The sequence below is a fragment of the Peptacetobacter sp. AB845 genome (assembly GCF_047528295.1).
Classification (GTDB): Bacteria; Bacillota; Clostridia; order Peptostreptococcales; family Peptostreptococcaceae; genus Peptacetobacter.
The window spans coordinates 1,784,234-1,810,118 of the sequence record NZ_CP180001.1 but is presented as its reverse complement, the minus strand read 5'-3'; the positions used below and the strand labels follow the sequence as shown (position 1 = coordinate 1,810,118).

At 30.6% G+C, this 25,885-nt stretch carries 23 protein-coding genes, 2 tRNA genes and 2 riboswitches; of the genes, 17 read left to right on the top strand and 8 right to left on the bottom strand.

From position 1 onward, the window contains the following. Positions 1–21 precede the first annotated feature (21 nt). Positions 22–957: a magnesium transporter CorA family protein gene (locus tag ACK2WO_RS08435; RefSeq protein WP_414697447.1), complete on the bottom strand. Its 936-nt coding sequence runs from the start codon at positions 955–957 to the stop codon at positions 22–24. Between the two features lie 360 nt (positions 958–1,317). Between ACK2WO_RS08435 and ACK2WO_RS08430 the strand changes: the two genes are divergently transcribed. From ACK2WO_RS08430 to ACK2WO_RS08420, 3 genes are all read left to right on the top strand, one after another. Beyond that, positions 1,318–1,394 (top strand) — tRNA-Arg (locus tag ACK2WO_RS08430). Positions 1,395–1,540: 146 nt separating this feature from the next. Beyond that, positions 1,541–2,059 carry a folate family ECF transporter S component gene (locus tag ACK2WO_RS08425; protein ID WP_414697446.1) on the top strand — a complete coding sequence of 173 codons (519 nt, stop codon included), beginning with the start codon at positions 1,541–1,543 and terminating at the stop codon, positions 2,057–2,059. 281 nt (positions 2,060–2,340) lie between these two features. Continuing rightward, positions 2,341–3,189 (top strand): CPBP family intramembrane glutamic endopeptidase, encoded by an 849-nt coding sequence (locus ACK2WO_RS08420; protein WP_414697445.1) that lies wholly within the window; start codon positions 2,341–2,343, stop codon positions 3,187–3,189. A 428-nt stretch (positions 3,190–3,617) separates the two neighbouring features. Here ACK2WO_RS08420 and ACK2WO_RS08415 read toward each other — a convergent pair whose 3' ends face one another. The 4 genes from ACK2WO_RS08415 to thiM form a co-directional block, all read right to left on the bottom strand. Continuing rightward, complete coding sequence (locus tag ACK2WO_RS08415) at positions 3,618–4,547, bottom strand: haloacid dehalogenase-like hydrolase (protein ID WP_414697444.1); 930 nt, start codon at positions 4,545–4,547, stop codon at positions 3,618–3,620. Positions 4,548–4,753: 206 nt separating this feature from the next. Then, positions 4,754–5,545, bottom strand: coding sequence for a bifunctional hydroxymethylpyrimidine kinase/phosphomethylpyrimidine kinase (gene thiD, locus ACK2WO_RS08410; RefSeq protein WP_414697443.1), 792 nt, complete (start codon positions 5,543–5,545; stop codon positions 4,754–4,756). A gap of 27 nt (positions 5,546–5,572) precedes the next feature. Next, positions 5,573–6,295, bottom strand: a complete 723-nt coding sequence (gene thiE, locus ACK2WO_RS08405; RefSeq protein WP_414697442.1) for a thiamine phosphate synthase — start codon at positions 6,293–6,295, stop codon at positions 5,573–5,575. Further along, positions 6,273–7,094: a hydroxyethylthiazole kinase gene (thiM, locus tag ACK2WO_RS08400; RefSeq protein WP_414697441.1), complete on the bottom strand. Its 822-nt coding sequence runs from the start codon at positions 7,092–7,094 to the stop codon at positions 6,273–6,275. Before thiM ends, thiE begins: the two co-directional genes overlap by 23 nt. 73 nt (positions 7,095–7,167) lie before the next feature. Further along, a riboswitch (TPP riboswitch) is annotated at positions 7,168–7,267 on the bottom strand. A gap of 173 nt (positions 7,268–7,440) precedes the next feature. Here thiM and ACK2WO_RS08395 point away from each other — a divergent pair. Then, positions 7,441–7,514, top strand: a tRNA-Arg gene (locus tag ACK2WO_RS08395). Positions 7,515–8,008: 494 nt separating this feature from the next. Here ACK2WO_RS08395 and ACK2WO_RS08390 read toward each other — a convergent pair. Then, a complete protein-coding gene (locus tag ACK2WO_RS08390; protein ID WP_414697440.1) occupies positions 8,009–8,536 on the bottom strand; it encodes an O-acetyl-ADP-ribose deacetylase in 528 nt (175 codons plus the stop codon). A 113-nt stretch (positions 8,537–8,649) separates the two neighbouring features. Next, on the bottom strand, positions 8,650–9,297 hold the full coding sequence (locus tag ACK2WO_RS08385; protein WP_414697439.1) for a DUF4275 family protein: 648 nt from the start codon (positions 9,295–9,297) through the stop codon (positions 8,650–8,652). A gap of 432 nt (positions 9,298–9,729) precedes the next feature. On the opposite strand from ACK2WO_RS08385, the gene ACK2WO_RS08380 reads away from it, so the two are divergent. Then, the gene (locus tag ACK2WO_RS08380) at positions 9,730–10,578 is read left to right on the top strand and encodes a patatin-like phospholipase family protein (RefSeq protein ID WP_414697438.1); all 849 of its coding nucleotides are present in this window, start codon (positions 9,730–9,732) and stop codon (positions 10,576–10,578) included. Between the two features lie 230 nt (positions 10,579–10,808). On the opposite strand, the gene ACK2WO_RS08375 is transcribed toward ACK2WO_RS08380, so the two are convergent. Further along, complete coding sequence (locus ACK2WO_RS08375; RefSeq protein WP_414697437.1) at positions 10,809–11,285, bottom strand: hypothetical protein; 477 nt, start codon at positions 11,283–11,285, stop codon at positions 10,809–10,811. 513 nt (positions 11,286–11,798) lie between these two features. On the opposite strand from ACK2WO_RS08375, the gene ACK2WO_RS08370 reads away from it, so the two are divergent. The 12 genes from ACK2WO_RS08370 (at position 11,799) to ppk1 (ending at position 25,849) form a co-directional block, all read left to right on the top strand. After that, positions 11,799–12,902: a hypothetical protein gene (locus tag ACK2WO_RS08370; RefSeq protein ID WP_414697436.1), complete on the top strand. Its 1,104-nt coding sequence runs from the start codon at positions 11,799–11,801 to the stop codon at positions 12,900–12,902. Positions 12,903–12,926: 24 nt separating this feature from the next. Continuing rightward, a complete protein-coding gene (locus tag ACK2WO_RS08365) occupies positions 12,927–13,427 on the top strand; it encodes a glutathione reductase (protein ID WP_414697435.1) in 501 nt (166 codons plus the stop codon). Between the two features lie 15 nt (positions 13,428–13,442). Next, positions 13,443–13,769 (top strand): DUF5713 family protein, encoded by a 327-nt coding sequence (locus ACK2WO_RS08360; protein WP_414697434.1) that lies wholly within the window; start codon positions 13,443–13,445, stop codon positions 13,767–13,769. Between the two features lie 112 nt (positions 13,770–13,881). Further along, positions 13,882–14,745, top strand: coding sequence for a CbrC family protein (locus tag ACK2WO_RS08355; protein ID WP_414697433.1), 864 nt, complete (start codon positions 13,882–13,884; stop codon positions 14,743–14,745). A 94-nt stretch (positions 14,746–14,839) separates the two neighbouring features. Then, the gene (locus tag ACK2WO_RS08350; RefSeq protein ID WP_414697432.1) at positions 14,840–16,030 is read left to right on the top strand and encodes a DUF4274 domain-containing protein; all 1,191 of its coding nucleotides are present in this window, start codon (positions 14,840–14,842) and stop codon (positions 16,028–16,030) included. A 14-nt stretch (positions 16,031–16,044) separates the two neighbouring features. Continuing rightward, positions 16,045–16,782, top strand: coding sequence for a DUF4241 domain-containing protein (locus ACK2WO_RS08345; protein WP_414698744.1), 738 nt, complete (start codon positions 16,045–16,047; stop codon positions 16,780–16,782). 256 nt (positions 16,783–17,038) lie between these two features. Further along, a complete protein-coding gene (locus ACK2WO_RS08340) occupies positions 17,039–17,719 on the top strand; it encodes a response regulator transcription factor (RefSeq protein ID WP_414697431.1) in 681 nt (226 codons plus the stop codon). Continuing rightward, on the top strand, positions 17,697–18,941 hold the full coding sequence (locus ACK2WO_RS08335) for a sensor histidine kinase (RefSeq protein WP_414697430.1): 1,245 nt from the start codon (positions 17,697–17,699) through the stop codon (positions 18,939–18,941). Before ACK2WO_RS08340 ends, ACK2WO_RS08335 begins: the two co-directional genes overlap by 23 nt. A gap of 75 nt (positions 18,942–19,016) precedes the next feature. Next, positions 19,017–19,691: an ABC transporter ATP-binding protein gene (locus ACK2WO_RS08330; protein ID WP_414697429.1), complete on the top strand. Its 675-nt coding sequence runs from the start codon at positions 19,017–19,019 to the stop codon at positions 19,689–19,691. Then, positions 19,688–22,102: an ABC transporter permease gene (locus ACK2WO_RS08325; RefSeq protein WP_414697428.1), complete on the top strand. Its 2,415-nt coding sequence runs from the start codon at positions 19,688–19,690 to the stop codon at positions 22,100–22,102. The genes ACK2WO_RS08330 and ACK2WO_RS08325 overlap by 4 nt, the downstream gene beginning before the upstream one ends. 64 nt (positions 22,103–22,166) lie before the next feature. Then, positions 22,167–22,238, top strand: a riboswitch (Fluoride riboswitch). 52 nt (positions 22,239–22,290) lie between these two features. Beyond that, positions 22,291–23,478, top strand: a complete 1,188-nt coding sequence (locus tag ACK2WO_RS08320; protein ID WP_414697427.1) for a cation:proton antiporter — start codon at positions 22,291–22,293, stop codon at positions 23,476–23,478. Between the two features lie 250 nt (positions 23,479–23,728). Then, positions 23,729–25,849 (top strand): polyphosphate kinase 1, encoded by a 2,121-nt coding sequence (gene ppk1, locus ACK2WO_RS08315; RefSeq protein ID WP_414697426.1) that lies wholly within the window; start codon positions 23,729–23,731, stop codon positions 25,847–25,849. Positions 25,850–25,885 lie beyond the last annotated feature (36 nt).

The following is a 25,885-nucleotide window of genomic DNA, read 5'->3' as shown; positions in this document are numbered from 1 at the left end:
AAAACACTTACGAAACAGAATCTATAAAAGTTTATTTTTAGACATTAAAATAGTTATGATTACACAGATTATTGTGGAAATAAATGCAATTAACCAGAATCCATTTGCATTGTTTGCAAGTGGGATTCCGCCGACGTTCATTCCGAAGAATCCTGATATTAATGTAGGTAATGAAACGATAAGTGTTATAACTGTAAGAATCTGCATAACGTTGTTCTGGTTGTTACTTATTATTGCACTGAAAGCATCCATGATTCGGCTAAGTATATCTCCGTAAATTGTTGCCATTTCAAGAGCCTGTCTGTTTTCTACAATAACATCGTCTAGCAAATCGTCATCATCATGATATTTTTTAATACTTGATGTCTTAAGCATCTTATTAAGAACTAATTCATTAGACTTTAATGAAGTAGAGAAGTAAACTAGAGATTTTTCAAGCTCTAGTAACTGTATAAGCTGCTTATTCTGCATAGAATCATAAATTTCTTTTTCTAGAGTAGTAGTCATCTTGTTTATTCTTCTTAGATAATGTAAGTAGTAAGATGCATTTTTGTGCAAAATCTGAAGAAGAAAACGAGATTTCATATTAGTATAAAAATCCTTTATATGACCGACAATGAAGTCGTTAAGAATTTTTGTCTGTTCACTACATACTGTAAGAATTATTTCATCAGTGATTATTATACCAAGCGGTATAGTACTATATAATGAATTATTTGAGTCACTCTCATCTATAGGTATATCTATAAGGATAAGAGTATGGTTGTCGTTTACTTCGATTCTTGAACGTTCCTCCTCATCCAGAGCGGCATTGATACTTTCTATATCAATATCAGTATAATCATGTATTTCATGTATTTCGCTCTGATTAGGCTCAACAAGGTTTATCCAGCATCCTTCTTCTGGCTCGTTTATTTTTTCTAGCTTAGAATCGATAGTTTTATAGTATCTTATCATCGCAACACACTCCTTGTTTTTAATTATAGTAGTTCTATCGGCTAACGAGTGATCAAAGCCAAACTACTAAGCGACTAAGATACTGTTAACAGATAGGTTTTAAATTTTTAATACTTTGCAACGGATAACTATCCATTGCACATCACTCTCCTTTTCCAATTTAAAAATATCTATCCATTAAATAGAATACATTTTATTTGGCAGAAAATCAAGGAAATTTGTTCAATTGGAAGATAAATTTTACAGTATTATATGAAAATAAAAGAGGAAAAAATAATTGACATAGTAGACAATATGAATTATCATAATATATGTGTTTGAAATATACTTTTTTAAGAAATAAGTATAATTTTTTAATATGTGCCTGTAGTTCAATTGGTAGAATGTCAGACTCCGACTCTGAAGGTCTGCGGGTTCGAGTCCCGTCGGGTACACCATTCATTAGGAAGTCCTGCAAATTTTGTGGGACTTTTTATTTTTTATATAATGTTAAATTATTTAAAAAGATTATTTAAAGTTGAAATTTTTATTCTTAAAAGAAAATATTTAAAAGAAAATTTGATTAAAAATTAAGGAGGATTTTATGAATAATAAAATTACAACTAAGGACTTAGTTATGATGTCGCTTTTAGTTGCGATAACTATAATCTTATCGAGATTTTTATCTATATCAACTCCGATAATAAAAATCGGATTTAGCTTTGTCCCTTTAACAATTGCAGGGATTATGTATGGTCCTAAATATACTATGATTATAGCAGTTATAGCTGATTTAGTTGGGGTAACTCTTATAACAGGAGATTTCTTCCCAGGATTTACAGTTACTACTGCATTAGTTGGGTTACTGTATGGTAAATTCCTTTACAACAAACCTAAATCTATAAAAAATATAATTATATGTACTATAATAGTAAACTTAGTAGAGTTAGTTTTAAATACATGTAATATATATTTACTTAGCGGATATGGATTTATGGCTACATTACCAGCAAGAGCATTAAAAGCTGCTTTAATGGTGCCTATAAAAGCTTTTGTTATATATAATGTTTCGTATGCAATAGTAAATATGAAAAATATGGTTGTAAATAGAAGAACTGTCTAAAAAGTTTTGATTTGAAATGTATTTTGTAAAAAAATATTAATTTAAAGATTTGAAATTTATCTCTAAATATATTAATATATAGATAGTTGTGAGTGTGAAGAGATTGAGTTTGAATTTTAAGTAAATATTAAATCGCTAAAAATTTATAAAGTTTTTAGAAGATTAAATTTGCCGATACTTAAAATTTCATAAATCTTTAGAAATAATATCAATTTAATTTAATAATTGGGTGTTAATATTATAGTAAAGTAAAACGAATCAGATAGACAGGAGGTTTTTTTATGAATAATGTAGAAAAAAAACAAATATCTGTGTTTTTCGGAATAGCACTTATTTTTATGACGGCTCTTACGGTTATTTATTCTATCAATAGAAATCCGGATTTATTAATGTATATGATTTTCTCTCCAGCATTGGCGGCACTAATCACAAGGATGATCTGCAGAGAAGGTCTTAGAAATATGTTTTTAAAAGTTAATATAAAAAGGAATAAAAGTATGTACGTAAGAACTATGCTTTTTGCACCTTTTATAATATACTTTGGAGCAGTTATAAATTATATAATATTCCATTCAGGGGTCAAATTATTGGGAATGGTTACAGTTTACAATCTTCAATATACAAGTATTTTTGAATACTTAAAGAGTGTAACGTACGAGGTTTCAAATTTAGCGATAATATTCCCAATATATGGTATAATACAGAGCTTTTGTGAGGAATTTGCTTGGAGGGGATACTTACTTCCTAGAATGTGCAAGATTATGAAGCCAGATAAAGCGGCTGTATTGAATGGATTTTTATGGGGAATTTGGCAGTTACCTATAATGATGCTTTTATATATAAATGTAGCAGAAAATCCATTAAATGGGGCAGTAATGCTTTTAGTTATGAGTACTTCTGTTGGGGTTATTCAGTCTTATCTTCTTTATAAGACAGAATCACTTTGGTGCCCAGTTTTATTTAATTTATCTTTGAACATTATAAATATATATAATCCAGCTTCGATTTTCGTAAATATTTCGACTGGAAATTCTATAAGCCATGTTCTTCCAGGGGTTGTAGGAATGGCAGGGCTTGTTATAGCAGGAATGTTCTGCTATAGAGAAAGTAGAAAAGTATATGTTGATTAATTTGTTATCTTTATAGAGAGTGGATAAATAAAAATTTTATAGGTTAATATCTCTTGGAGATTGAAAACATAGACAAACTTCTCTCCAGGCTTCGACGTGCGTGTAGGTAAATTGCTTTATTGTATTTAAAACCCACGTCTGCAGATTGTCGAGTGCGTTTTGTCTATGTCTTTCAATCTACTAAGTTAGTTATTATTCCTATAAAATTTTGATTTATCCACTCTTTTTAAGTTAACAAATTTGTTTGTAAGAGGAACTTTTTGAAGTTCTTTTTTATTAAAACGGACTATAATTTGCATCGACAATTCCGCAAGCGCCCCATACATTTAAATGTTTTTTAATAATAATTGGGGCGCTGAGGACTGGAGAGCAAATAATTGTGATTACTTGCTTAAAAGGCCTGCAACAGCCTTTTTATTAATAAACACTTATCTTTTTATAGAAGCTGCGATTCTTCTATATGTATGTCTTATACCTCTTATTGTCTTACCATACTCAAGTATATTTTCAGGAAGTGCCATTCCCATATATCCAGAATCACCTAAATGATGAAGATCTGTTCCAGCCATTTTACACATAAGAGCTATATTTTTTATAGTCGAAATATCCGCACCTTCCTGAGAAGTTCCTATTGAAGTAAGGGTTAATTTTCCAAGCTCGTGTGCATAAGAAACAAGAGTTCTTATATATTCCATAGTTATTCCAGGAACTGTACCAGGTGCTGGCATTAGTATGATATCCGCTCCTGCTTTAGCAAATTCCCTAACATCTTCCTTAGTAATTATTTTTTCTCCAGCCTCACCAAGAATACCTGCTGCATGCATTTTACCAGCAATTAAAATAACACTATCTCCAAGCTCTTTTCTATAAAGTTTTAGAGTGTCTGTTATCGCTTTATTTGTAACACCTATTCCAGGGTTTCCTGTAAGAACTATAAAATCTGTTCCCATTTCAACTGCTTTTTTAGCATTTTCTAAAGTTCCAGCACGTCCAGAAGATAATCCAGCCCAGTCGTCAGTTTCAACTGTACTTGCAACACCTTCTTCAAGTGGTTCAAGATTTAAACCAACTGGTCTACCTGTAAGTTCTTTGATTTTTCTTATATAATCCTCAGGTTTAACATCAGAAGGAAGTCCATGCATAACAGGATTATTTACATCGAATATGTTTAAAAGAATTATATCTGCACCCATAGATGCAGCAAATTCTGCATTTGTTATGTCTCCAAGCATTTGTGGGACAGCACCGATAGTTTCACAAACTACGATTCTTCCTTCACTAGCGGCTATTGATTCGATAAGTTCTGGTTTTGTCATTTTTTCAAAATCAGATGCATTGCAATTTAAAAATCTTTTCATAGTAATATTCCTTTCAATTAATTTAATACTCATTTTAATTAATATATTATTCATTTTAATTAACTTTAAAAAAATAAATAGCTACCTAAAAACTTTGAAACTAACCACAAAAAAGAGAATAAGATTTGTTTCTATTATATTAAAAGAAAATAGGTATATGTGGGTTGTTTTAAAATTTAAAGATAGCTACTTATATTTTAATTATACTAATATTCACCGTTAATTGCAAATGCGTGATTCATTGGGCCACTACCTTTTCCAAAGTCAAGCATAGCAGCTAAAGCACCAGAAATATAAGCTTTTGCAGATTCAACAGATTCTTCTAAACTTTTTCCTTTTGCTAAGTTTGAAGCTATTGCACTAGAAAGAGTACAACCTGTTCCATGAGTGTTTGGATTGTCGATTCTTTTTCCGCTAAACCATTTAAATTCTCCATTAGAGTATAGTAGGTCGTTTGCATCATTTATGCTATGTCCACCCTTTAAAAGAAGTGCGGCATTGTATTTTTTACCGATTATTTCTGCAGCTTTTGTCATATCTTCTGCGGAATTTATTTTAATATCTGATAGTATCTCAGCTTCTGGTATGTTTGGTGTAAGAAGCGTTGCAAGAGGGAATAAAACTTCCTCAAGTGTAGAAATTGCATCATCTTGAAGTAGTTTAGAGCCACTAGTAGATACCATAACTGGATCTATTACGATATTTTTTGCTTCGTATTTTTTTAATCCTTCTGCTATTGCTTTTATAATTGGAGCAGAGGATACCATTCCTATTTTTACAGCATCTGGGTAAATGTCAGTGAATACTGCATCTAATTGCTGAGTTACAAATTCTGGAGAAGATTCAAATACCCCAAATACTCCAGTTGTATTTTGTGCAGTAAGTGCTGTAATCACAGATTCTGCAAATACGCCGTTTGTAGTCATAGTCTTAAGATCGGCTTGTATACCTGCACCACCGCTACAATCGCTTCCTGCTATTGTTAAAGCAACTTTCATAACTTTTCCTCCTTAAAAAGATAAGATTTATAATTCTTCAGTTAATTCTTTTAGTTTTTTAGTGGCATCAGTTATATCATCACTTGCAAATATCGCACTTATAACAGATACACCGTCTATTCCACTGCCTTTTAGTTTTAATAAATTGTCTGCATTTATTCCACCTATTGCAACTACTGGTATTGATACAGTTTCACATATTTCTTTTAATGTTTCAAATGTTACGCTGTCAGCATCTCCTTTAGTAGAAGTAGGGAAGACTGCCCCAACACCAAGATAGTCAGCTCCGTCTTTTTCAGCTTTTAAAGCTTCTTCAACAGTGGATGCAGATACACCTAAAATTGCATTTTCTCCAAGCATATCTCTAACTTTTTTAGCATCCATATCTTCCTGACCAACATGAACACCGTCAGCTTTTATTTCGGCTGCGGTATTTATATTATCATTTACGATAAATGGTATTTTAAATTCTTTGCAAAGAGCCTGAACTTCCTTTGCTTCTTCTAAAAATTCATCTTCTGGAAGATTTTTTTCTCTTATTTGAAGTATAGTAGCCCCACCTTCAAGACATTCTCTTACCTGTTCAGCAAGAGTTCTTCCGTTTAGCCAATGTCTGTCAGTTATAGCATATAACTGTAAATCTTTTGGATTTATATTACTTGCTTTTGAATTATTTATATCAATGTTATTTAAATTATTTGACTTTAAGTTATTTTCATTTAATAAACTATTTGATTTCAAATTTAGCACCTTCTTCCAATGTTTTAGCATCCATATTATATATAGCATCGATTATTCTATTTCTGTAAGTAGAGTTTCCATCAGTTTTTTCCATATTAGACCAACCAATTTCTCCAGAAAGTCCCATATCTATTACAGCAGCTGCAGTTGCTTCAAGCATGTTGTCCTGATTTGCAGCGATAAATGATGCAATTAATCCAGAAAGCTGGCATCCAGTTCCAGTTATTTTTCCCATTTCGGCTCTACCATTTCTAATCACAAAGCATCTTTCAGCATCTGCAACCAAGTCGATAGCACCAGTTATTGCAATTATACTACCTGTTTCTTTTGAAAATGATTTTGCAAATTCTACCATAGAATCAAGATTTTCTTCAGTAACTGCATCTCCAACAGCTGCATCGACACCTTTTCCAGCTCCAATACCAGTAGCTAAGAATTTTATTTCTGAAACATTTCCTCTTATTACAGAGAATTTCACATTTTCAAGAAGTTCTTTAGCAGTTTTATTTCTTAAAGCACTCGCACCTACACCAACAGGATCTAGTACAGTTGGGTGATTTAATTCATTTGCTTTTTTACCAGCTAATATCATAGAAGGGATTGTATTTCTGTTAAGTGTACCGATATTGATATTTAAAGCAGTACACACAGAAGTTATATCCTCAACTTCCTCAGAATCGTCGGCCATGATAGGGCTTGCACCACATGCTAATATTATATTTGCAACATCGTTTACAGTAACGTAATTAGTGATGTTGTGGATAAGTGGTGATATTTCTCTTACATTTTCGATAGTTGATTTTAACATTTTAATTCCCCCAGTCTTTTAGTATTGAGAGAGATTTTAAAAATAAAAAAACACGAAACCAACAAGGCTCGTGTTTAATATCTTATCTTCTCCCTACGTTGGCATTATCCAAATCAGGTTAAGGGTCTAGGTTTTACCTACTCTCAGCCGAAAAAGCTCCCCTGCTTGATTTTAAATTATTTTAAAAATTCAACTAGTTAAATGATAGCATAGATAATCGTTTTTTTCAATTGTGTAGAAGTTTTGATGTTAAAAATAAAGGAAAGAGCAGGAATTTTTTTTGAAAAGTAATATTTTTAGTGATATAATATTTAATATGTTATTAGTTATATAAGATTTAAAATATGTCTCTGTAGCTCAGCAGGATAGAGCACCGCTCTCCTAAAGCGGGTGTCGCAGGTTCAATTCCTGTCAGGGACACTTTGAATAATTGAGGATGCCAATGGATTTTTCTAATGGCATCTCTTTTTTTACTCAAAATTATATCATTCTCACCTCCTGGCTTCGACGGCTCACACTGTTAGAGTAACACATTTCAAAGTTGTGAGCCGTCTCCAGATAGTCGAGTTCGAATTGATATAATTCTGAGTAAAAGAGATGCATATTAGGAAAAATGCATTTGGCATCCATCATTTTATTCTGTCGTTTAGGATACAATAAATTTGTAAGCCGTTTGTATATTGTAATTCAAAGCAAAAATAGTCTTGCTAGCAAAAGAGTTGTAACAACCTTTTTCATTCAGTTTTGCATGTATAGAGAAGATAGTATAATTAAAAAAATAGATGTATATTGGGAAAAATTTTACTTATCATACATCAGTTACTAAAAAAGAGCTATTACAAGTTATTGTAATAGCCCTTATAAGTTTTATATTTTATTTTTTGCATTTGTTCCTAGGTATAGGAATGCAGATCCTATAAGCAACCTTTTCTAATTTTATTTATTGCATTATCATAAGCTTGTTTTGTTCTATCATCAAACAATACAAATCTTATGCAATCAAATTCATTTTGATGCTCCATGTAGAAGTCATTTACTGTTTTTACTGCTATTTCTGCAGCTTCTTCTAAAGGATAGCTATATACCCCAGTTGAGATTGACGGAAATGCAATAGTACGAATTTTGTTTTCTAATGCTAGTTTCATAGAGTTTTTATACGCATTTGCAAGTAGTTGTTGTTCGCCAAAGTTCCCACCTCTGTATATTGGACCAACTGTATGAATTACGTATTTACAAGGTAGTTTGTATGCAGATGTTATTTTTGCTTCCCCTGTTTCACATCCGTTTAGTGTTCTACATTCTGCTAAAAGTTCTCGGCCTGCTGCACGATGTATTGCCCCATCTACACCGCCCCCTCCTAAAAGGCTGTTGTTTGCTGCATTTACGATTGCTTCTACGTCTGTTTGTTTTGTTATATCTCCAAGTACTGTTTCTATTATCATGTTAGATTCCTCCTCAGAAAAATTTTAAAATAAGGTGAAATTTATTTTAAAAATAAATATAAATTGATTAAAATTTATTATTTTAAATTATTTTTTTACCACATTCTATAAAATTATTTAGCTTTGTAGAAGTATGGTCCTAGTTCTTCTTCGTGAGGTATTACATAAGTCCAACTGTTTAGTGGATCAAAGAAATAGAAATCTGATGATTCTAAATCGCTTTTTTCAAACAACTCATCTATATCTTTTGAAGTAAGTAAATTTGCGTTTCCAATTATATATGTTTGTTCTGCATATTCAAAGAATAGGTAAATCTCATGTTTTTCTTCTTTATCAAAAGCTGCTTTTGCTTCGTCACCTGTAAGAGCAGGTAGAAGGTCAAAGCTAAATAAATGCCATTTAAACTGGTCAGAGTAGTTCTTTTTATTTTCTTTTGCTTCCTCAGAAACTAAAGTATCAAATTCTTTATCCCACTGTTCAACGATAGGCTTTTTAGGTACATGTAAGAATAGAACACCTTTGTCTATTAAGTTTTTAAGTCTTTCAGATTCTTCTTCGCTTAAGTTTTCTACATCTACAGCTGGGTCTTTAGCGAATTTTTTAGATATAAATACATCGCTTATAAAACTAAACACTATGTATACAATAGTTACAAATAAAAGAACTTGCATACTCCAGTTTAGTTTTAGGAAGTAGCTGACAAGCGATAATATTGCGAAGAATACGACACCGCTTACTAAATATTTTGAGTATCTTTTCATAAAATTATTCCTCCTAGTTTTATTTATTAAATGAATTTAAACTTATTTATATAAATCATTTATTTCTATATATTATAATACTTTATTTATTAGGAAGACAATATTTAATCAAGTTCTTCTTTAGTATATTCTATTTTATAACCTCCTTATTTATTATTATTTTTCTTTTTTTCAACCTTTTTTCTATGTTTTCAAAGTACTGCTAAGATATCCTTCAATACTAGAAAGTTATACAATTTATTACATCTCTACAAATTAGAGTACTCTATTCTGCAAAGTTTATTAATACAAAGGCATTAATATTATATAGTATTTGTGCGAAAAAATCTTGAATATTTATGAGATTAATAATAAATTAATCAGCTAAATTTGACTTATATCGAAAAGAGTGCTATATTTCAAAACTGTAAAGAACTTTTTAAGGGGTGAACTATGAAAACAGGATTATTATTAGAAGGTGGAGCAATGCGTGGTCTATACACTGCGGGTGTTCTAGATGTGTTTATGGAAAATAACATAAAAATCGATGGGATAATAGGTGTTTCTGCTGGGGCATTGTTTGGAATGAACTACAAATCAAAGCAGCATGGTAGAGTGTTGAGATATAATAAAAATTATGCAACAAGCAAGGAATACATGGGATTTCATTCTTGGATAACTACAGGAAATGTTATGAACAAGGAATTTTGTTTTAACAAGCTTGTCAATGAATTAGATCCAGTTGATTTTGATACATATAAAAATAGCGACGAGGAATTTTACGCAACAGTGACAAATATCGAAACTGGAAAGCCAGAGTATATAAAGTTGGATGATTTTAGAGATGAGGATCAGATTGAGTATTTACGTGCATCTGGATCTATGCCATTTTTATCAACTCCAGTTTGTGTGAAGGGTAAGAGCTATTTAGATGGTGGAATTTCTGATAGTATACCAATAGATAAGATTATGAGTATGGGTTACGATAGAGTGATTGTAGTACTTACAAGACCTGAGGACTATAGAAAGAAAAAGTCAAACGAGCTTATGCCTAAGCTTTTCTATCACAAGTATCCTAATTTGATTTCTACTATAAATAATAGATACAAAGTGTACAATGAGGAGCTTGAAAAGGTGAATGAGCTTGAAAGAGAAAAGAAGATTTTTGTACTAAGACCTTCAAGACTTGTCGATATTAAAAGAATTGAAAGAGACTTAGATAAAATTCAGGAGATGTATGATTTAGGTAGAGAAGATGCAATAAAAAATCTTGAGGAATTAAATGAATATTTAAGTTTATAAAAAGTAAAAATGAGAATCGATATAATTGTTCTTTGCTCCAGGCTTCAGCACCCACACTGTTAGAGTAACACATTTATCAGTTGTGGGCGCTTGCAGAATTGTCGCTTTAGAATAATTATTTTCGATTCTCCTAATATTATTTTTATAAATAAAATAATATTATAATTCTCTCTCAAATATAATTTGATAGCATAGAGGAGCTATACTCTTGTCCTTTTTATATACTTTTTTTAATATCCGTGGTCTACGTGTTTCCATTTTCCACCATTTTTTCTAACCAAAATCCAGTTCCAATCAGTATATGTGCTATTTGGATTTAGAGAGCCATCTCCTCCAGACTCATCAACATCAAAAGTCGATAGCAAGACAATTACCTCGTCAGCATTGTATCTTTCGGCAAATTCTTGATGTTCCTTAGATACCTTATCTCCTGCATAGTGGATTTCTTTAAGAGTACAACCCTTCCAATCTCTTTTGAATTCTTTCTTTATAACGTCGATAGCTGAGTTGATTTCTTTTTGAGAATACATCTGTACTGTTTCTCCATTTTGAATTTCTGCATTATTTTCTTTTGAAGAGAAGTTTGAAATTATATTAAAAACAGTTATTGCAGCTATGAAAATAGCTACTCCTAAAAAGATATGGCTATCTCTTTTAGAACCTTTGTCATAACATTCCTTAGACCAAACTAAAAATGTTAATATCATAGATATAAACATTAAAGGAAGTGATATATCGTAAGAAAGTATTTTTGCTAGTCATAGAGAAGCAAATACAACGGTTAATATAGAAAAGATTAATCTTAATTTCCTCATATCAAACACTCCTTTTTAAAAATTTTAAAATATGCTTTTTTCTTTATTATATAATTTAAAACAATAGATAACAATATTAAGTTGAGTTAAAAATATTTATTTTCTAAAAATTTTGTTAATATTTAAAATAAACATTTTATCGAGAAATATAATATGCTAAAATAAGATAAATAGTTAAATAATCACCAAAAATAGACTCTACAATGTGATAGATAGAGTTTTTTAGTCGGAAATTTTGTACCTTGCATCAGCTAGTTTTTTTTAAAATGTTGTGCAAGGTATTTTTTGTATATGATTAAGTTTTTTATAAAATTAATTTTTATCTAACAAATATAAATAAAATTTATAGCTTTTGTAGATTATAAATTTACATATTAAAAATTTATCAGTTGAAAGGAGATTTTTATGAGATTGAAATATAAATGTAAAGAATGTGGAACATCTATAGGATTTGAAGGATTGTGTTGGAAATGTAGAGCAAAGCAGCACAGAAAAGAAGTAAATAATTGGTCTGTAGAAGAAATAGAAGAAAAGAAAAATCAAGTTATAAATAGAATCAAATCTTTAGGTTATGAAAAATTTTATTCAACTGATGAATTTGATTTATTTAGTGATTTAATGACAAGAGGAATAGATTGTAAGGAAATTGCAAAAGCAGCTTGTGAATATGAATTATATTATCCAAGTGCTCTTTATTATAAAGCTGACGAAAAGGTTAGAGATATCTTAATTGTAAGGATAATGGCTACGGAATCAAGTGATGATGCGAGTTGTATCTTAGGATGTTTGGCAATGATAGGAGATGAAAAATCTAAAAATGCGTTGCACGAGTTAAAGATAAATCCAAAACCTTGGAGAAAGAATTTATATGTAGATACAGATGTCTACGCAGAGGAAGGTGGCTGGACTTTCAATGAAGAAAATGAGTACATAAAACTAAACTATGATAGATGCTTTTCATTTGAACCTGGAGATAAAAAAGATGAAAATGGAACATTTATAGCTAGAAAAAGAGGGGAAAAGTGTAAACATTGTGGCTGCGAATTAGTAGATATTTTGATAATTGATGGAAGAGATAAAAGATTTGAGTTCTTGGGAATGGATGGAATAATTACGGCAAGTTGTTGTCCAAATTGTATCTTTTTATCTGAAGGACAGTCAAATAAATTTACTCTTGATGGAAAAAGCGAGATTTTGGAATATGAAGGTATCGAGGAAAATTATTATACAGAGGAAATGATTGAAGATATGGTGTCAAATAAATTGGTATTATCTGAAATTGAAAGACCTTTGTTTTATGGAGCATTTAACTGTGATGTCAATACAATAGGTGGATTTGCTAGTTGGGTACAGGATTGGGAGTATAGAGAGTGTCCAGAATGTGGTAAGAAGATGAGATATCTTGCTCAGATTCATTGGGATACAATTGAGGATTTTGCTGAGGGAACTCTGTATATAGAGATTTGTACGGATTGCAAGGTAATTACAATGTTTCATCAGCAGACTTAAATAATAAAGGAGATACGAGTTGATATGGAAAATATAAGGAAGTTTTTGGAATCACCAGATGAAAATAGGGATGAATTTTGGGAAAGTGAAGATCTTGTATGGATTGATTGGCGAGAAGATGATGAATCTATTATTGAATATTTTAATGAAAAATTGCTACTAGAAGATAACATTCAATTTGAGTGTGTAGAAATAGAAAAAGAACGTGGAATTGATATTATTCTAAAAAAGGATGGCTCTGTTGAGAAAATTCCTTATGAAGATGATTTCGCTGATAGGGATACAACATTGAAAAGTGTTCAAAATTATGTATCTCCAAAGTATCAAGTTCGTTGGTATATGGACTCACTTGGAAGTGATACGTTGGCTTTTTGTGTTAAGTTATCTTTGGAATGGAAAAATTTAGAGAAGGAGTTTGGAGTAGAGAAGGTTAGATATTATTTTGAGATGATAGATAATGATTCTGTAATGTTTGAAATGAGTATTGATGAGGTTTTTGATTTGATAGAAGAAAGAGAAAAATAGAGGAGGAAAATTAGAATGAAAAAATTTGATATTAATTATGATTTATTAAATGAAATGTACCAAGATGACTATTATCCTAATTTTTTAGTAGATAAAATAAGAAATGAACTTCAAAAAGTCATCGATTTACTAGAAACTGGCGAAAAAGATATAAATATTATTCAAGAAAAAATGGATGAAATTATTTGTTCAATCAATAATCTGCAAGATGAATTTGATGAAAATGATAGTGAAATTGAAACAGTAGCTCGAGAGTGTATAGGTGAAACAGTTGGTTATATATTAGATTACTTTGATATTCCAATTGATGTTGAGGAAGCAATTAGAGAAAGAGATTGGTAAAATATAGGAGAAATTGAAAGGTGTTTCAATACCAGGAATGACTTTAAAAATTTCTTATGAGGTAAAAGAATATTAGACATTCGGTATTAAAATGTTGAAGTGAGGTATTATTATGGATAAATATCAAGAAATGTATATAGAGCGGAAAAAACAATTTGAACAATCTGATACAAGTCCAGAGAGTGTAATTAATCTTTACAACCTAAAAGAAAAATTAGAGCAAATTGAAGATAGAAAAGCTAAAGAAGCCTTAGTTAATGTATATGATTTATTGAATTATAAAAAATCTGCGTACGAATTATTATCAGAAATTGGAAATTCATCAGATATAAAAATCCAAAAGCGTTTATTAAAAATGAAATCTTATGCAGAAAATTGGAAGGATTATTTTGCTATACCGAAACCAAAAACAGAAGGAGATATAAAAAATGAAAGAGAAAAACTTGATAAATTAGGTATACCAACATTTAAATATCATCCAAATCCATTGGCAACAGGAGCTTTTGATGAATCTGAAAAAGGTGTAATTTGCGATTGTTGTGGCAAAACTACACACATATATTATCAAGCACCATTTTATTCTGTTGAAGATATTGATTATCTTTGCCCTGATTGTATTGCAAGTGGAGAAGCTGCAAAGAAATTTAATGGAACTTTTCAAGATGATTATTGCGTAGATGATGGAGTAGAGGATATGAGCAAACTTGATGAACTTATTCATCGTACTCCAGGATATTGTGGATGGCAGCAAGAATATTGGCGTGCTCATTGTGGTGATTTTTGTGCATATCTTGGTCGTGTTGGGGCATTAGAGCTAAAAGCTTTGGGAATAATGGACGAGGTTTTAGATGATTCTTTGTGGAATGAGGAGCAAAAGGAATTGATTAGAACTTCGGTAAATGGTGGAAGTTTTCAATGTTATTTATTCCAATGCCTTAATTGTGGTAAGTATATGCTTTGGACAGATGTAGATTAAGTAAAATTTAAACTGTAAATCGTGGCTATATAGGTTATATATAGGAAATAATTGAATATATATTAAATTTGTAAAAATTAAAAGGAGAATTTGTATGGATATTTTAAATGATGTAGGTTGTAAAAAAATGACATTTGAGAATTATGATTTTACAGATTTCTGGTATGACATAGATTATTCATTAAATGAATATGTTGAAGAATATCCTTCTGATGAAATGATTGAAAGTGTAGAAAAAGAGTTAGGATATAAGTTACCAGAGTCATATATTTGGCTGATGAAGCAACATAATGGTGGTATTACTACAAAATCATGCTTTCCAACAAATGAGCCAACTACTTGGGCAGAGAATCACGTTGCCATTACAGGTATTTTAGGTATTGGAAGAAAAAAGAGAAGTTCTCTTTGTGGCGAATTTGGTAGCCAGTTTATGATTGATGAATGGGAATATCCTGCTATTGGAGTTGCTATATGCGATTGTCCAAGTGCTGGACATGATATGATTTTCTTAGATTATAGAGAATGTGGGCCTAAAGGTGAGCCAAAAGTTGTTCATGTTGATCAAGAGCATGATTACAAGATTACTCATCTTGCAGATACTTTTGAGGAATTTATTTGTTGGCTAAAGGATGAGGAATTTTTTGAAGATGAATTTGATGATTTAGAAGATGATAATGTAGAAATATTAGAGCTTGCAAATACAACGCTAAAAATAAGTGATATTTTAAAAAGTGACTTTAATTGGGATGAAGTAAAAATTGAAGAAGATGAATTCGATAAATTAAGTACAGATTTAATTATTGATTTTCTTAGTAAAAATACTCCACAAGAAAGACAATTGTTAGCAATAAGTTGGAATTTTGATAATCCTAAAAAGGTAATTCAATGGATTGTTAATCAGCCTGATACTGATAGAGGAACTATTTTGTATTTATATTGGCATATGTCACCAACATTCTGTAAAAACTTTTCAAACAGAAAAGAGTGCGAAGAAAATGAAAGTTGGTATTTAGAAGATTACGATATAATAAATACTATTGAGAAAAATTGGATTGCAGATTTTTATAAAAATCAAATTTATGCGTTCAATCCTAGTAATGACGTATATTGTGGAGGATATGATTGGACGAGTGAGTATGATAAAAACAAGGTAAAAGTTAAAATACCAGATGAAATGTTTGAAATACTAGATGGTGAAATTCTTGAAAAACCAGAGTGGGAGGAGGGTATACCGTCTGATATTTCAGAGATTATGGATAAACTTTGCGATGCATTAGATGATTAAGGAGAGTGCAGATTATGTATAGTAAAGAATGGTTAAGTAAGTACGAAAGTAAGAAAGAATCACTTAGATGCAAAATAGATTTAGATGCATATTTTATAGAAAACAAGATAGGAAAAATAAATCTTGATGTTTTGAATCTCGGTAAAGTTTCTTTTCCAACAGGAAAAATAATCGCCTGTGATCCATTAATTGAACTTGAGGATGCACCAACTTATATTCAAAATATTCCTCCTGGAAATTATAATGTAGCTATTTCTGTTGCATTAAGTGAAAAATTTGGAGACAGATATTCATGTGTAAAAGTTTCGATTAATGATAATAAACCAGTTTATTACGATTTAGGTGTGATTGGAAATGAGGACTTAGACGAGGAGCTAGAGGATGATGAGTATTTTGGATTTTGTGTAGATGCTGGAATGGGATGTATTCTCGATGAAAGTACTCAAGCAGCATTTAAAGAATATTGGGAGCAGAGATGCGAAAAAGAGGAAGGAATTGATCCATATAACGACTTATTCTGTGATTTGCTAGAAGAGAGTTATGATAAATATCCAAAATACCAGCGTGAAGGTGGTGATTGGTTGAATTGGAAAGTTCCTGAAACGGAGTTGAATATTCCTATATTTGCTTCTGGTTGGGGTGATGGTGTATATCCTGTTTATTTTGGATATGATGATAATGACGAGATTTGTAGTGTTTATATCTTGTTTATTGATGTTACTGATGATATTTTGATTAGGAACTGGAGATAATGAATGGAGTAGTTGTTTTAATTTTACTGTGTTTGGTTGTTATGTTTACAAAATTATTGGTAGATAGAAATTGGATAGGTTTAATTCTATTTTTATTTACAGTAATTTTGATTTTTGGAATAAGTTAATATAAGAATGGCTGCGAGTAAAAATTTTACAAGCAGCTTTTTTTATTATATGTGAAAATGAGCGAATATTGTAAATATAAACCTTTTAGAGTATAATAATTACATTATTTAATAGGAGCAAATGAAATATGAATAAAATACTGATTATAGAGGATGAACAAAGTATTAGAAGAAGTATAGAGCTTTCTCTTCAAAAGGAAGGGTATGATGTAAAAGGAGCTGGAACAATAGAAGAGGCGGAAACTATAACAAAAGAATTCACTCCAGAGCTGTTTTTATGCGATATCAACCTTCCCGATGGAAGTGGACTCGATTATATAAAGAGTATAAGATCAAAAACAAATGCACATATAATTTTACTAACTGCACTAGATAGAGAAACGGATATGGTTATGGGATATGATGCTGGTGCTGACGATTATGTAGTGAAGCCTTTTAGTTTATTAGTGCTTATAATGAAGATAAATGCGTATTTTAGAAAAGAAAAATCAAATGATAATCAGATAATTAAATCGAGAAATGTGAAGATAGATAAAGCTGATATGAAAGTTTTTGTAGATGAAAAAGAGGTATCGGTTACAAAGAATGAGTGGAAACTTCTTTTAATGTTTATGGAAAATCAAAATATTATTATTTCTAAAGAGCAAATACTTGAAAAAATATTTGATACAGATAGCGAGTTTGTCGATGAAAATACTGTAGCTGTAAATATTACAAGGCTTAGAAAGAAAATTAATGATAATAGCGACGGTAAAAAAATAATAAAAAATGTAAGAGGGCTTGGATATGTCTGGAATGGAAAAAATTAAAAAATATAAATGGTATCTGTTTCCACTCATTGCCTTAATTATAATAAATATTACTGTTGTTGCATTGAAATACAACTCATACAAAGATGAAACGATTGTTCTTTCACAGGTGATTACAGAAAACAAAGCTGAGGAAATAACCTTTAAAGAAGCTGAGAATATTTTAGAAAAATACGGATACACATATAATGGTAAGACTATAACATATAAGAATTATATTGAATTGATTAGGGAAATGATAATATTATCTTTAGTATTATATACGATAATTATAATTTCTCTAAGACAATATAAAAAACAATTAAATAAAAATTACTTGGAGTTGATTAGTTTAATTGAGAGCGAGTTAGATTTATTAAAGGAAGGAATATACTCTCCATCTAAATCAGAGCTTAAAGAGTATATAAAATACGACTATAATCATATTATTTCTAGATTAGATACTTTGCTAGACAGCCTATATAACACAATTTTGTTTGAAAGGGAAAAGGCTAAAGATGATAAACTGGATACAAAAGTTGTTGTTACAGATATTTCACATCAGCTAAAAACACCATTAGCAGCAATAAAATCAACATTTGAAATAATGCAAAATGCAAATCTTACTTCCGAGGAAAGAGAAGAAATCGAAAATCTTATGGGATTTCAAATTAATTCATTGGAAAAACTTATACTATCTTTGATTAATATTTCAAGATTAGAAGGTGGTATGATAGAGATAAATCTTTCTGAAGGAAATTTATTCGACTCAATATTAGATGCTGTCAATGGAGTGTGGCCTAAAGCTGACGAAAAAAATATATCTATAGAATTTGATAATCCTGAGGATAAACAGTTACCAAAACTTATGAGAGATAAAAAATGGCTTACAGAGGCATTTATCAATATATTAGATAATGCAGTAAAATATTCAAAAGAGAATACAGAAATTCATATAAATGTTTTGAGTTTAAATACTATGATTAGAATAGAATTTAAAGATCAAGGAATTGGAATACCTGATAATGAAAAGCATAAAATTTTCAAGAGATTTTATAGAGGTAACAAAGAAGAAGTATGTCTAGAATCTGGAAGTGGTGTAGGCTTATATCTTGCAAGATACATCATTTCAAAACACAGAGGAACTATTATGGTAAAGGATAACTTTATTGACGGAAAGAAGTTAGGAAGTATATTTGTTGTACAACTTCCAATTTTAAAAGAAAGTCTTACGAATCTGTAAGACTTTTTTTATGCCTTGAAAGAAAATGGAAATACTTTTACTGTAATATTTATAGTAAAGAAGGAGGTAATGATTATGAAAACAATTTTAAAGACACAGCAGTTATGTAAATATTTTGGAGAAGGCGATAATCAGGTTAAAGCAGTACAAAACGCTGAGATAGAGATTAAAATGGGAGAATTTGTAGCTATTATAGGAAAATCTGGATCAGGGAAAAGTACATTATTACACCTTTTAGGAGGTCTTGATTATCCAACATCTGGAAAAGTATATATAAAAGACAAGGATATATTCAATATGTCAGAGGATGAACTAGCAGTATTTAGAAGACAAAAGATAGGGTTTGTTTTCCAGGCATTTAATCTTGTTTCTTCAATAAATGTGTATGAAAATGTTGTTCTTCCTTTAGGACTTGACGATAAAGAACCAGACGAAAAATATATTGATGATATTTTAGATACATTAGGAATTAAAGACAAGGTAGAAAATTTACCCTCTACATTGTCAGGAGGTCAGCAACAGAGGGTAGCTATTGCAAGAGCTTTAGCAGCAAAGCCAGATATAGTTTTAGCTGATGAGCCAACAGGTAATCTTGATTCTAAGACAGGAGAAGAAGTTATATCTATGCTTAAACTTTCTGCAGAAAAATATGGACAGACTTTAGTTATTATAACTCACAATGAAGAAATAGCTCAGCTTGCAGATAGGATTTTAGTAATTGAAGATGGAAAGGTGGCTGAACTTAAATGAAAACTATAAAAAAGTTAGCCTTAAGTAATAATAAAGAGAATAAAACAAGAAGTATACTTACTATGATTGCAATTGCCCTTACAACAATGATGATAACAGCGATTGGAACATTTGGATACGGTGGTTTAAAAGGAAATATAGATAATGCAGAAAAACTTCATGGAAGTTATATAGCTGCATTTGCAAATATAGATGAGGAACAGTTTCATAAAATGTCAAAAAGAGGTGAAATCAATGACATTGGTATTGTAGCTAGTGTAGGAGAATCTAATACAAAAGGTTATTCAAAAGTGGCTTGGGCTGATAAAAAAGCGTTAATGATGACTAAAGGATATTATGCATTAAAAGAAGGAAATTCGCCTGAAAAATACAATGAAATTGTGGCATCAAGAGTGTTTTTTAAACAATTAGGTTATAAAAATATTAAACTAGGTGATAAAGTAACTGTTCCTATAAGAAAGAATGGTAATGAAGGTTTTAAGAATTATGAATTTGTAATTTCTGGAATACTACAAGATGGTATCGGTAATGAAAAACAGCAATCATCTACAGTACTTGTTTCAAAAGAATATTACGATAGTAAATTTCCTAAAGGACAGAAACAGTTTACAGCGTATTTTAACTTAGATGAAAATATAAAGGGAAACTCTGATGATATTGAATTATTGATTGAAGAGCTTGCAACAAAATGTAATGTTGTTAAGGATAATGTAATTGAAAATAGAAGTTTAATTATAACTAAATATGCACCTACGTCTGAAGTGCTAATACCTTGCGTATTAATGTGTTTAGTAGTAGTTATATTTGCAGCAGTAGTTATATACAATATTTTTCAAATTGGTATTTCTCGTAAAATTCAGGAATACGGAAAAATTAATGCGATAGGTGCAACTAAAAAGCAAATGAAAAAAATAATTATAACAGAAGGCATGCTTCTTGCAGTAATTGCAATACCTATTGGTTTATTCATTGGATACTTTGTAACAGAGATTTTATTTAATAGAATAATGGATTTTGCTAGATCTGGAGGTGCAGTTATAGCAGTTGAAGATATATCATTATTCTCTCCAGTAATTATAATTGTTTCTGCTTTAGTATCATTTATAACAGTACGTATTTCGCTTATTAAATCTATAAAAACTGTTACATCTATTGCTCCAGTAGATGCATTTTCATATGAAGAGTCTATTTCTAATAAAAAAGGATACAAGAAAGGACACAAGGCATTAAATATCTGGGGACTAATTAAATCAGATTTATTAACAAATAAAAAGAGAAATATTATGACAATAATTGTTATGGGAGTATCATGTATTTTATTTGTTGTTATATCGAGTTTAACAAGTAGTATAGATCCAGAGTACGATGCTAGATTAAATGTAGAATACGGAGATTATCAATTAGAGATTAATTACGACAATTACGATAATGTCTACAAAGAAAACAATCTTGATAAGATTTTTGTAAATAACCCAATTTCAGATATTAGAATTAAAGAATTTGAAAATATTGATGGTGTGGAAAAGATTAAAACAAGAAAATATCTTACTTTCAAAGATAAAGAAGGTATAAAAACAGTAGCAATATTTGATAGAGAAAGTTTTGATAAAGAACTAAAAAATCCAGGTAAAGTTGGCGATTTTACTTATGATTCAGTTAGTAAAGCTAATGGATTTGTATATCCATTCTCTCATTTTATGGAAGAATACGGAGAAAAAATTGGTGATAAGATAGACGTTGAACTTAGAAGTGATAAATCGAGTGTAAAATATAAAGGTACTGCAATGGGAGCATTTGGAAGTGTTTTAGCAGATTATATAATAACAGAGGATACAGCTAAAAAACTTGGATTAGATGATAGTAGTTACGCATATATTTGGATATACTGTAATGATAGTGCTAAATCTGCGGTTGAATCCAAAATAAATGAGTTATATGAAAATGATGAACATGTTTATTGGGAATCATACGATGAAGTATATCAACTTGCAGAAAAACAAATGATTTTTATGAAGTTAATATCATACGCATTTTTAGGATTAATAGGAACTATATGTTTCCTTAATATGGCAAATACAATGATTATGAATGTAATAACAAGAAAAAGAGAATTTGGTATACTCCAAGCAGTTGGTATGAGCAATAAGCAGCTTGGAAAAATGCTACAGTTTGAAGGAATTTTATTCACTTTAGGATCTATTGCAACTTCTTTAATAATTGGTCTACCAGCAGGATATGGATTATTCTTATTTGCAAAAGCAAAAGGTATCTTTGGAATAAAGGTATACAATTTCCCTACAGCTGAGGTTTTAATAATGATTTTAGCATTATTGATAATGCAAGTTATTTTATCCTTTGTACTAAGTAAGAATGTAAAACAAGAATCTATTATAGATAGAATTAGATATTAAAGGACATAATTAGATTAAAATATTTCTTGATTTTTTAAGTAAAGTAATATAAATTATATATATAACTTAAAAAGGGAATGAATGTCTCCCTTGGGAAACCTAAACCGCTTATCTAGCTGATGACTTCTGCAACCACGCAGAAACCATCAGCTTTTTTGCGTTTAAAACAAAATAAAAGGAGAAATAAAATGTTAGTATCACTTGCTTTAATTTTTTTAGTGGGAATGAGCTTGGCATCTATATGCGAAAAAATTAAAATTCCAAGAATCATAGGAATGCTTGTAACAGGAATAATCTTAGGGCCTTATGTACTGGATTTTTTAGATAGCTCAATCCTAAACATATCATCAGAGCTTAGAAAAATGGCTCTTATCATCATCTTAATCAAAGCTGGGTTATCACTAGACCTAAAGGATTTAAAAAAAGTTGGGAGAACTGCGCTTTTAATGTCGTTTCTTCCAGCTACATTTGAAATAATTGCTTATGTAATATTCGCACCAATTTTATTTGGTGTCAGTAGAGTAGAGGCTGCACTAATTGGAGCAGTGTTGAGTGCTGTATCTCCAGCAGTTGTAGTTCCTAGAATGGTTGATTTAATGGACAATAATCTTGGCACAAAGAAGGGAATACCTCAGATGATTTTAGCTGGGGCATCTTTTGACGATGTATTTGTAATTGTGCTTTTCAGTACATTCTTAGCTATGAATCAAGGAGAAGGGGTAAATTTGGCTAGTTTTGCAGACATACCAATTTCTATAGTATCTGGGATTTTAATTGGGGCTGTTGTTGGATTAATTCTTTATAGATTCTTTGAGTATAGATATAACAAAGAACATCTAATTAGAAACAGTACAAAGGTAATAATTATTTTAGCAGTATCGTTCTTACTTGTTGCCCTTGAAGATTATTTAAAAGGAAGAGTTGCTATGTCTGGACTTCTTGCTGTAACAAGTATGGCATTAGTACTTGCGATGAAGAGTACAAATATTGTAAAGGTTAGACTTCAGGAGAAATTCGGTAAAATTTGGATAGCTGCAGAAGTTGTTTTATTCGTACTTGTTGGAGCTGCTGTCGATATAAGATACACAATGGATGCGGGATTTACAGCGGTTTTTATGATATTTATCGCACTTGCAATTCGTTCAATAGGTGTATTTATTTGCATGATAGGGACTGAATTAAACTCTAAAGAAAGATTATTCTGCGTGTTCTCATATCTTCCAAAGGCAACTGTTCAAGCTGCGATAGGCTCTGTACCACTTGCTGCAGGACTTAAATGTGGAAAACTTGTACTATCAATTGCGGTACTTGCGATAATAATAACTGCACCACTTGGAGCATTTTTAATAGATTTCTCAAAAGAAAAATTATTATAGCAATTAAAATAAATTTGATATATAAACGTGCAATATTCTGAAAATTATGATAGACTATATTCATACAAAGTTAAGAAAAGCTAACCAACTAAAACTCTTGTTAAATTTTTTTAACCCTCTTTTAACGATTGCTTACTATAATGATTTTTTTATAAGTGTTAGTATTTTAATTATGTGATAATTTTACTAATATTTATAGCAATCAGATAAATATAATATGTATAAAATAAAGATGTTGGGAGAGAGAAAAATGACTAAAAGATACTATGATAACAGAGAAATATCATGGCTAAAATTCAACAAAAGAGTTCTTGAAGAGGCTATGGACCAATCAGTTCCTTTAATGGAAAGACTGACATTTGTGTCGATATTCCAGAGCAATTTAGATGAATTTTTCATGGTAAGAGTCGGATCTTTATATGACCAGATGATAGTTGATCCAGATTCTAGGGATAGTAAAACAAATATGACTCCTGAAGAGGAGATTAAAGAAATTGTAAAATATACAAAAAAATTAAATGAGTTAAAAGATGATGCTTACAATAATTTAATGAGAGAAGTTAAGGAATTTGGAATCGAACTAGTAGATTTCCACTCAAGGGTAAAGTGCAATGCAGCGGGGGACTGTGTTGAAGATTTAGAAAATGAATACAGTAAGGCACTAACTTCTGAGGATGAGGAAGTACTAGAAAGATTATTTGATTCAGAAATAAGACCTCTTATCTCTCCACAAATAATAGGGAAAAGACAGCCGTTCCCATTTTTAAAGGAAAAAGAAATTTATGCAATAGTTTCTTTAGAAGGTAAAAGTGGAACAGAAAAATTAGGTATAGTTCCTTGTTCGGGGGATGTTTTTGAAAGATTAATTCAGATTCCATCTGACGACAGAAAATATATTTTAGCAGAAGAACTAATTCTTCACTTTGTAACAAAAATATTTAAAAAGTATAAGGTTAAGAGTAAGTCTCTTATAAGAATAACTAGAAACGCCGATATTGATGAGGAAACAGTATACGACGAGGATTTAGATTACAGAGATACAATGAAAAAGCTAATTAAGAAAAGAAAAAAACTTGCACCAGTTAGAATGGAAATGTCAAGGGAACTTAATAGCTCAGCATTAAAAACACTTAGAAAATACGTTGGATTAGATGATGAGAGTATATTCTATTCTAATTCACCGCTTGAATTTTCTTTCACTAGAAAGATACAGGATAAGCTTAGAAATCATTCAGAGTTATTCTATGAAAAGAGAGTTCCTCAGAAATCGCCTGAAATTTCATCAAGACGTTCTATAATAGAACAGATTGAAGAAAAGGACAAACTTTTATACTATCCGTACAACAGTATGAAGCCTTTCTTAGATATGCTATATGAAGCATCAGAAGACCCAACTGTTGTATCTATAAAAATGACACTTTACAGACTATCAAGCGATAGTAAGATAGTAGATGCACTTTCAAATGCAGTTGAAAACGGTAAGGAAGTTGTCGTATTAGTTGAGTTAAGAGCTAGATTTGATGAGGAAAACAATATAAACTGGTCAAGAAGACTTGAAAAAGCTGGTTGTAGAGTAATTTATGGACTACCTGGATTAAAAGTTCATTCTAAATTATGTCTAATAACAAGAAAGACTGATGAAGGAATAAAATATATAACTCAGATAGGTACAGGAAATTACAACGAAAAAACAGCAAAATTATACACAGATTACTGCTTAATGACAGCTGATAAGAGAATTGCTCATGAAGCAGGTAGAGTTTTTGATAGATTATCTCTTGGAGAAGTTGTAGAAAAATCAGACCTTCTGCTAGTATCTCCACTTTGTTTAAGACAGCCTATCATGGATATGATAGACAATGAAATTGTCAAAGCAGAACATGGAGCACCGGCTTATATAGGTATAAAGATGAATTCTTTAACTGATAAAGGAATTATGAATAAACTTATAGAAGCTTCTAGAGCAGGAGTTAAAGTTCAGCTTATTGTAAGGGGGATATGCTGCTTAATACCAGGAGTAGAGGGTATTACAGAAAACATAGAAGTTATAAGCATAGTTGGCCGTTACCTAGAACACACTCGTGTGTATATATTTGGTGAAGGTAACGATAGTAAAGTTTATATAGGATCTGCAGATTTAATGTCAAGAAATACAATGAGAAGGGTAGAGGTAGCAACACCAATCTTAGACCCAGATATTAAGAAAAGAATTCTTGAAGACTTTGCAATAATGTACACAGACAATGTTAAAGCAAGAAAACTTCTTAAAGATGGCACATACGAACACGTTAAACAGGAAGGAGCTCCTTTAAATTCACAGGAGTATTTCTTTGAAAGAGCTTATAAGGAATTAGAGATGCTAGATAAATAAATTAGACTCTACTCAAAATGAAGAAAGATTGGAGTA

Bases quoted from the DNA above. Each gene is read 5' to 3' on its own strand.
- ACK2WO_RS08435 (WP_414697447.1), bottom strand. From the start codon at position 957: ATGATAAGATACTATAAAACTATCGATTCTAAGCTAGAAAAAATAAAC.
- ACK2WO_RS08425 (WP_414697446.1), top strand. From the start codon at position 1,541: ATGAATAATAAAATTACAACTAAGGACTTAGTTATGATGTCGCTTTTA.
- ACK2WO_RS08420 (WP_414697445.1), top strand. From the start codon at position 2,341: ATGAATAATGTAGAAAAAAAACAAATATCTGTGTTTTTCGGAATAGCA.
- ACK2WO_RS08415 (WP_414697444.1), bottom strand. From the start codon at position 4,547: ATGAAAAGATTTTTAAATTGCAATGCATCTGATTTTGAAAAAATGACA.
- thiD (WP_414697443.1), bottom strand. From the start codon at position 5,545: ATGAAAGTTGCTTTAACAATAGCAGGAAGCGATTGTAGCGGTGGTGCA.
- thiM (WP_414697441.1), bottom strand. From the start codon at position 7,094: ATGTTAAAATCAACTATCGAAAATGTAAGAGAAATATCACCACTTATC.
- ACK2WO_RS08390 (WP_414697440.1), bottom strand. From the start codon at position 8,536: ATGATAATAGAAACAGTACTTGGAGATATAACAAAACAAACAGACGTA.
- ACK2WO_RS08385 (WP_414697439.1), bottom strand. From the start codon at position 9,297: ATGAAAAGATACTCAAAATATTTAGTAAGCGGTGTCGTATTCTTCGCA.
- ACK2WO_RS08380 (WP_414697438.1), top strand. From the start codon at position 9,730: ATGAAAACAGGATTATTATTAGAAGGTGGAGCAATGCGTGGTCTATAC.
- ACK2WO_RS08375 (WP_414697437.1), bottom strand. From the start codon at position 11,285: ATGATATTAACATTTTTAGTTTGGTCTAAGGAATGTTATGACAAAGGT.
- ACK2WO_RS08370 (WP_414697436.1), top strand. From the start codon at position 11,799: ATGAGATTGAAATATAAATGTAAAGAATGTGGAACATCTATAGGATTT.
- ACK2WO_RS08365 (WP_414697435.1), top strand. From the start codon at position 12,927: ATGGAAAATATAAGGAAGTTTTTGGAATCACCAGATGAAAATAGGGAT.
- ACK2WO_RS08360 (WP_414697434.1), top strand. From the start codon at position 13,443: ATGAAAAAATTTGATATTAATTATGATTTATTAAATGAAATGTACCAA.
- ACK2WO_RS08355 (WP_414697433.1), top strand. From the start codon at position 13,882: ATGGATAAATATCAAGAAATGTATATAGAGCGGAAAAAACAATTTGAA.
- ACK2WO_RS08350 (WP_414697432.1), top strand. From the start codon at position 14,840: ATGGATATTTTAAATGATGTAGGTTGTAAAAAAATGACATTTGAGAAT.
- ACK2WO_RS08345 (WP_414698744.1), top strand. From the start codon at position 16,045: ATGTATAGTAAAGAATGGTTAAGTAAGTACGAAAGTAAGAAAGAATCA.
- ACK2WO_RS08340 (WP_414697431.1), top strand. From the start codon at position 17,039: ATGAATAAAATACTGATTATAGAGGATGAACAAAGTATTAGAAGAAGT.
- ACK2WO_RS08335 (WP_414697430.1), top strand. From the start codon at position 17,697: ATGTCTGGAATGGAAAAAATTAAAAAATATAAATGGTATCTGTTTCCA.
- ACK2WO_RS08330 (WP_414697429.1), top strand. From the start codon at position 19,017: ATGAAAACAATTTTAAAGACACAGCAGTTATGTAAATATTTTGGAGAA.
- ACK2WO_RS08325 (WP_414697428.1), top strand. From the start codon at position 19,688: ATGAAAACTATAAAAAAGTTAGCCTTAAGTAATAATAAAGAGAATAAA.
- ACK2WO_RS08320 (WP_414697427.1), top strand. From the start codon at position 22,291: ATGTTAGTATCACTTGCTTTAATTTTTTTAGTGGGAATGAGCTTGGCA.
- ppk1 (WP_414697426.1), top strand. From the start codon at position 23,729: ATGACTAAAAGATACTATGATAACAGAGAAATATCATGGCTAAAATTC.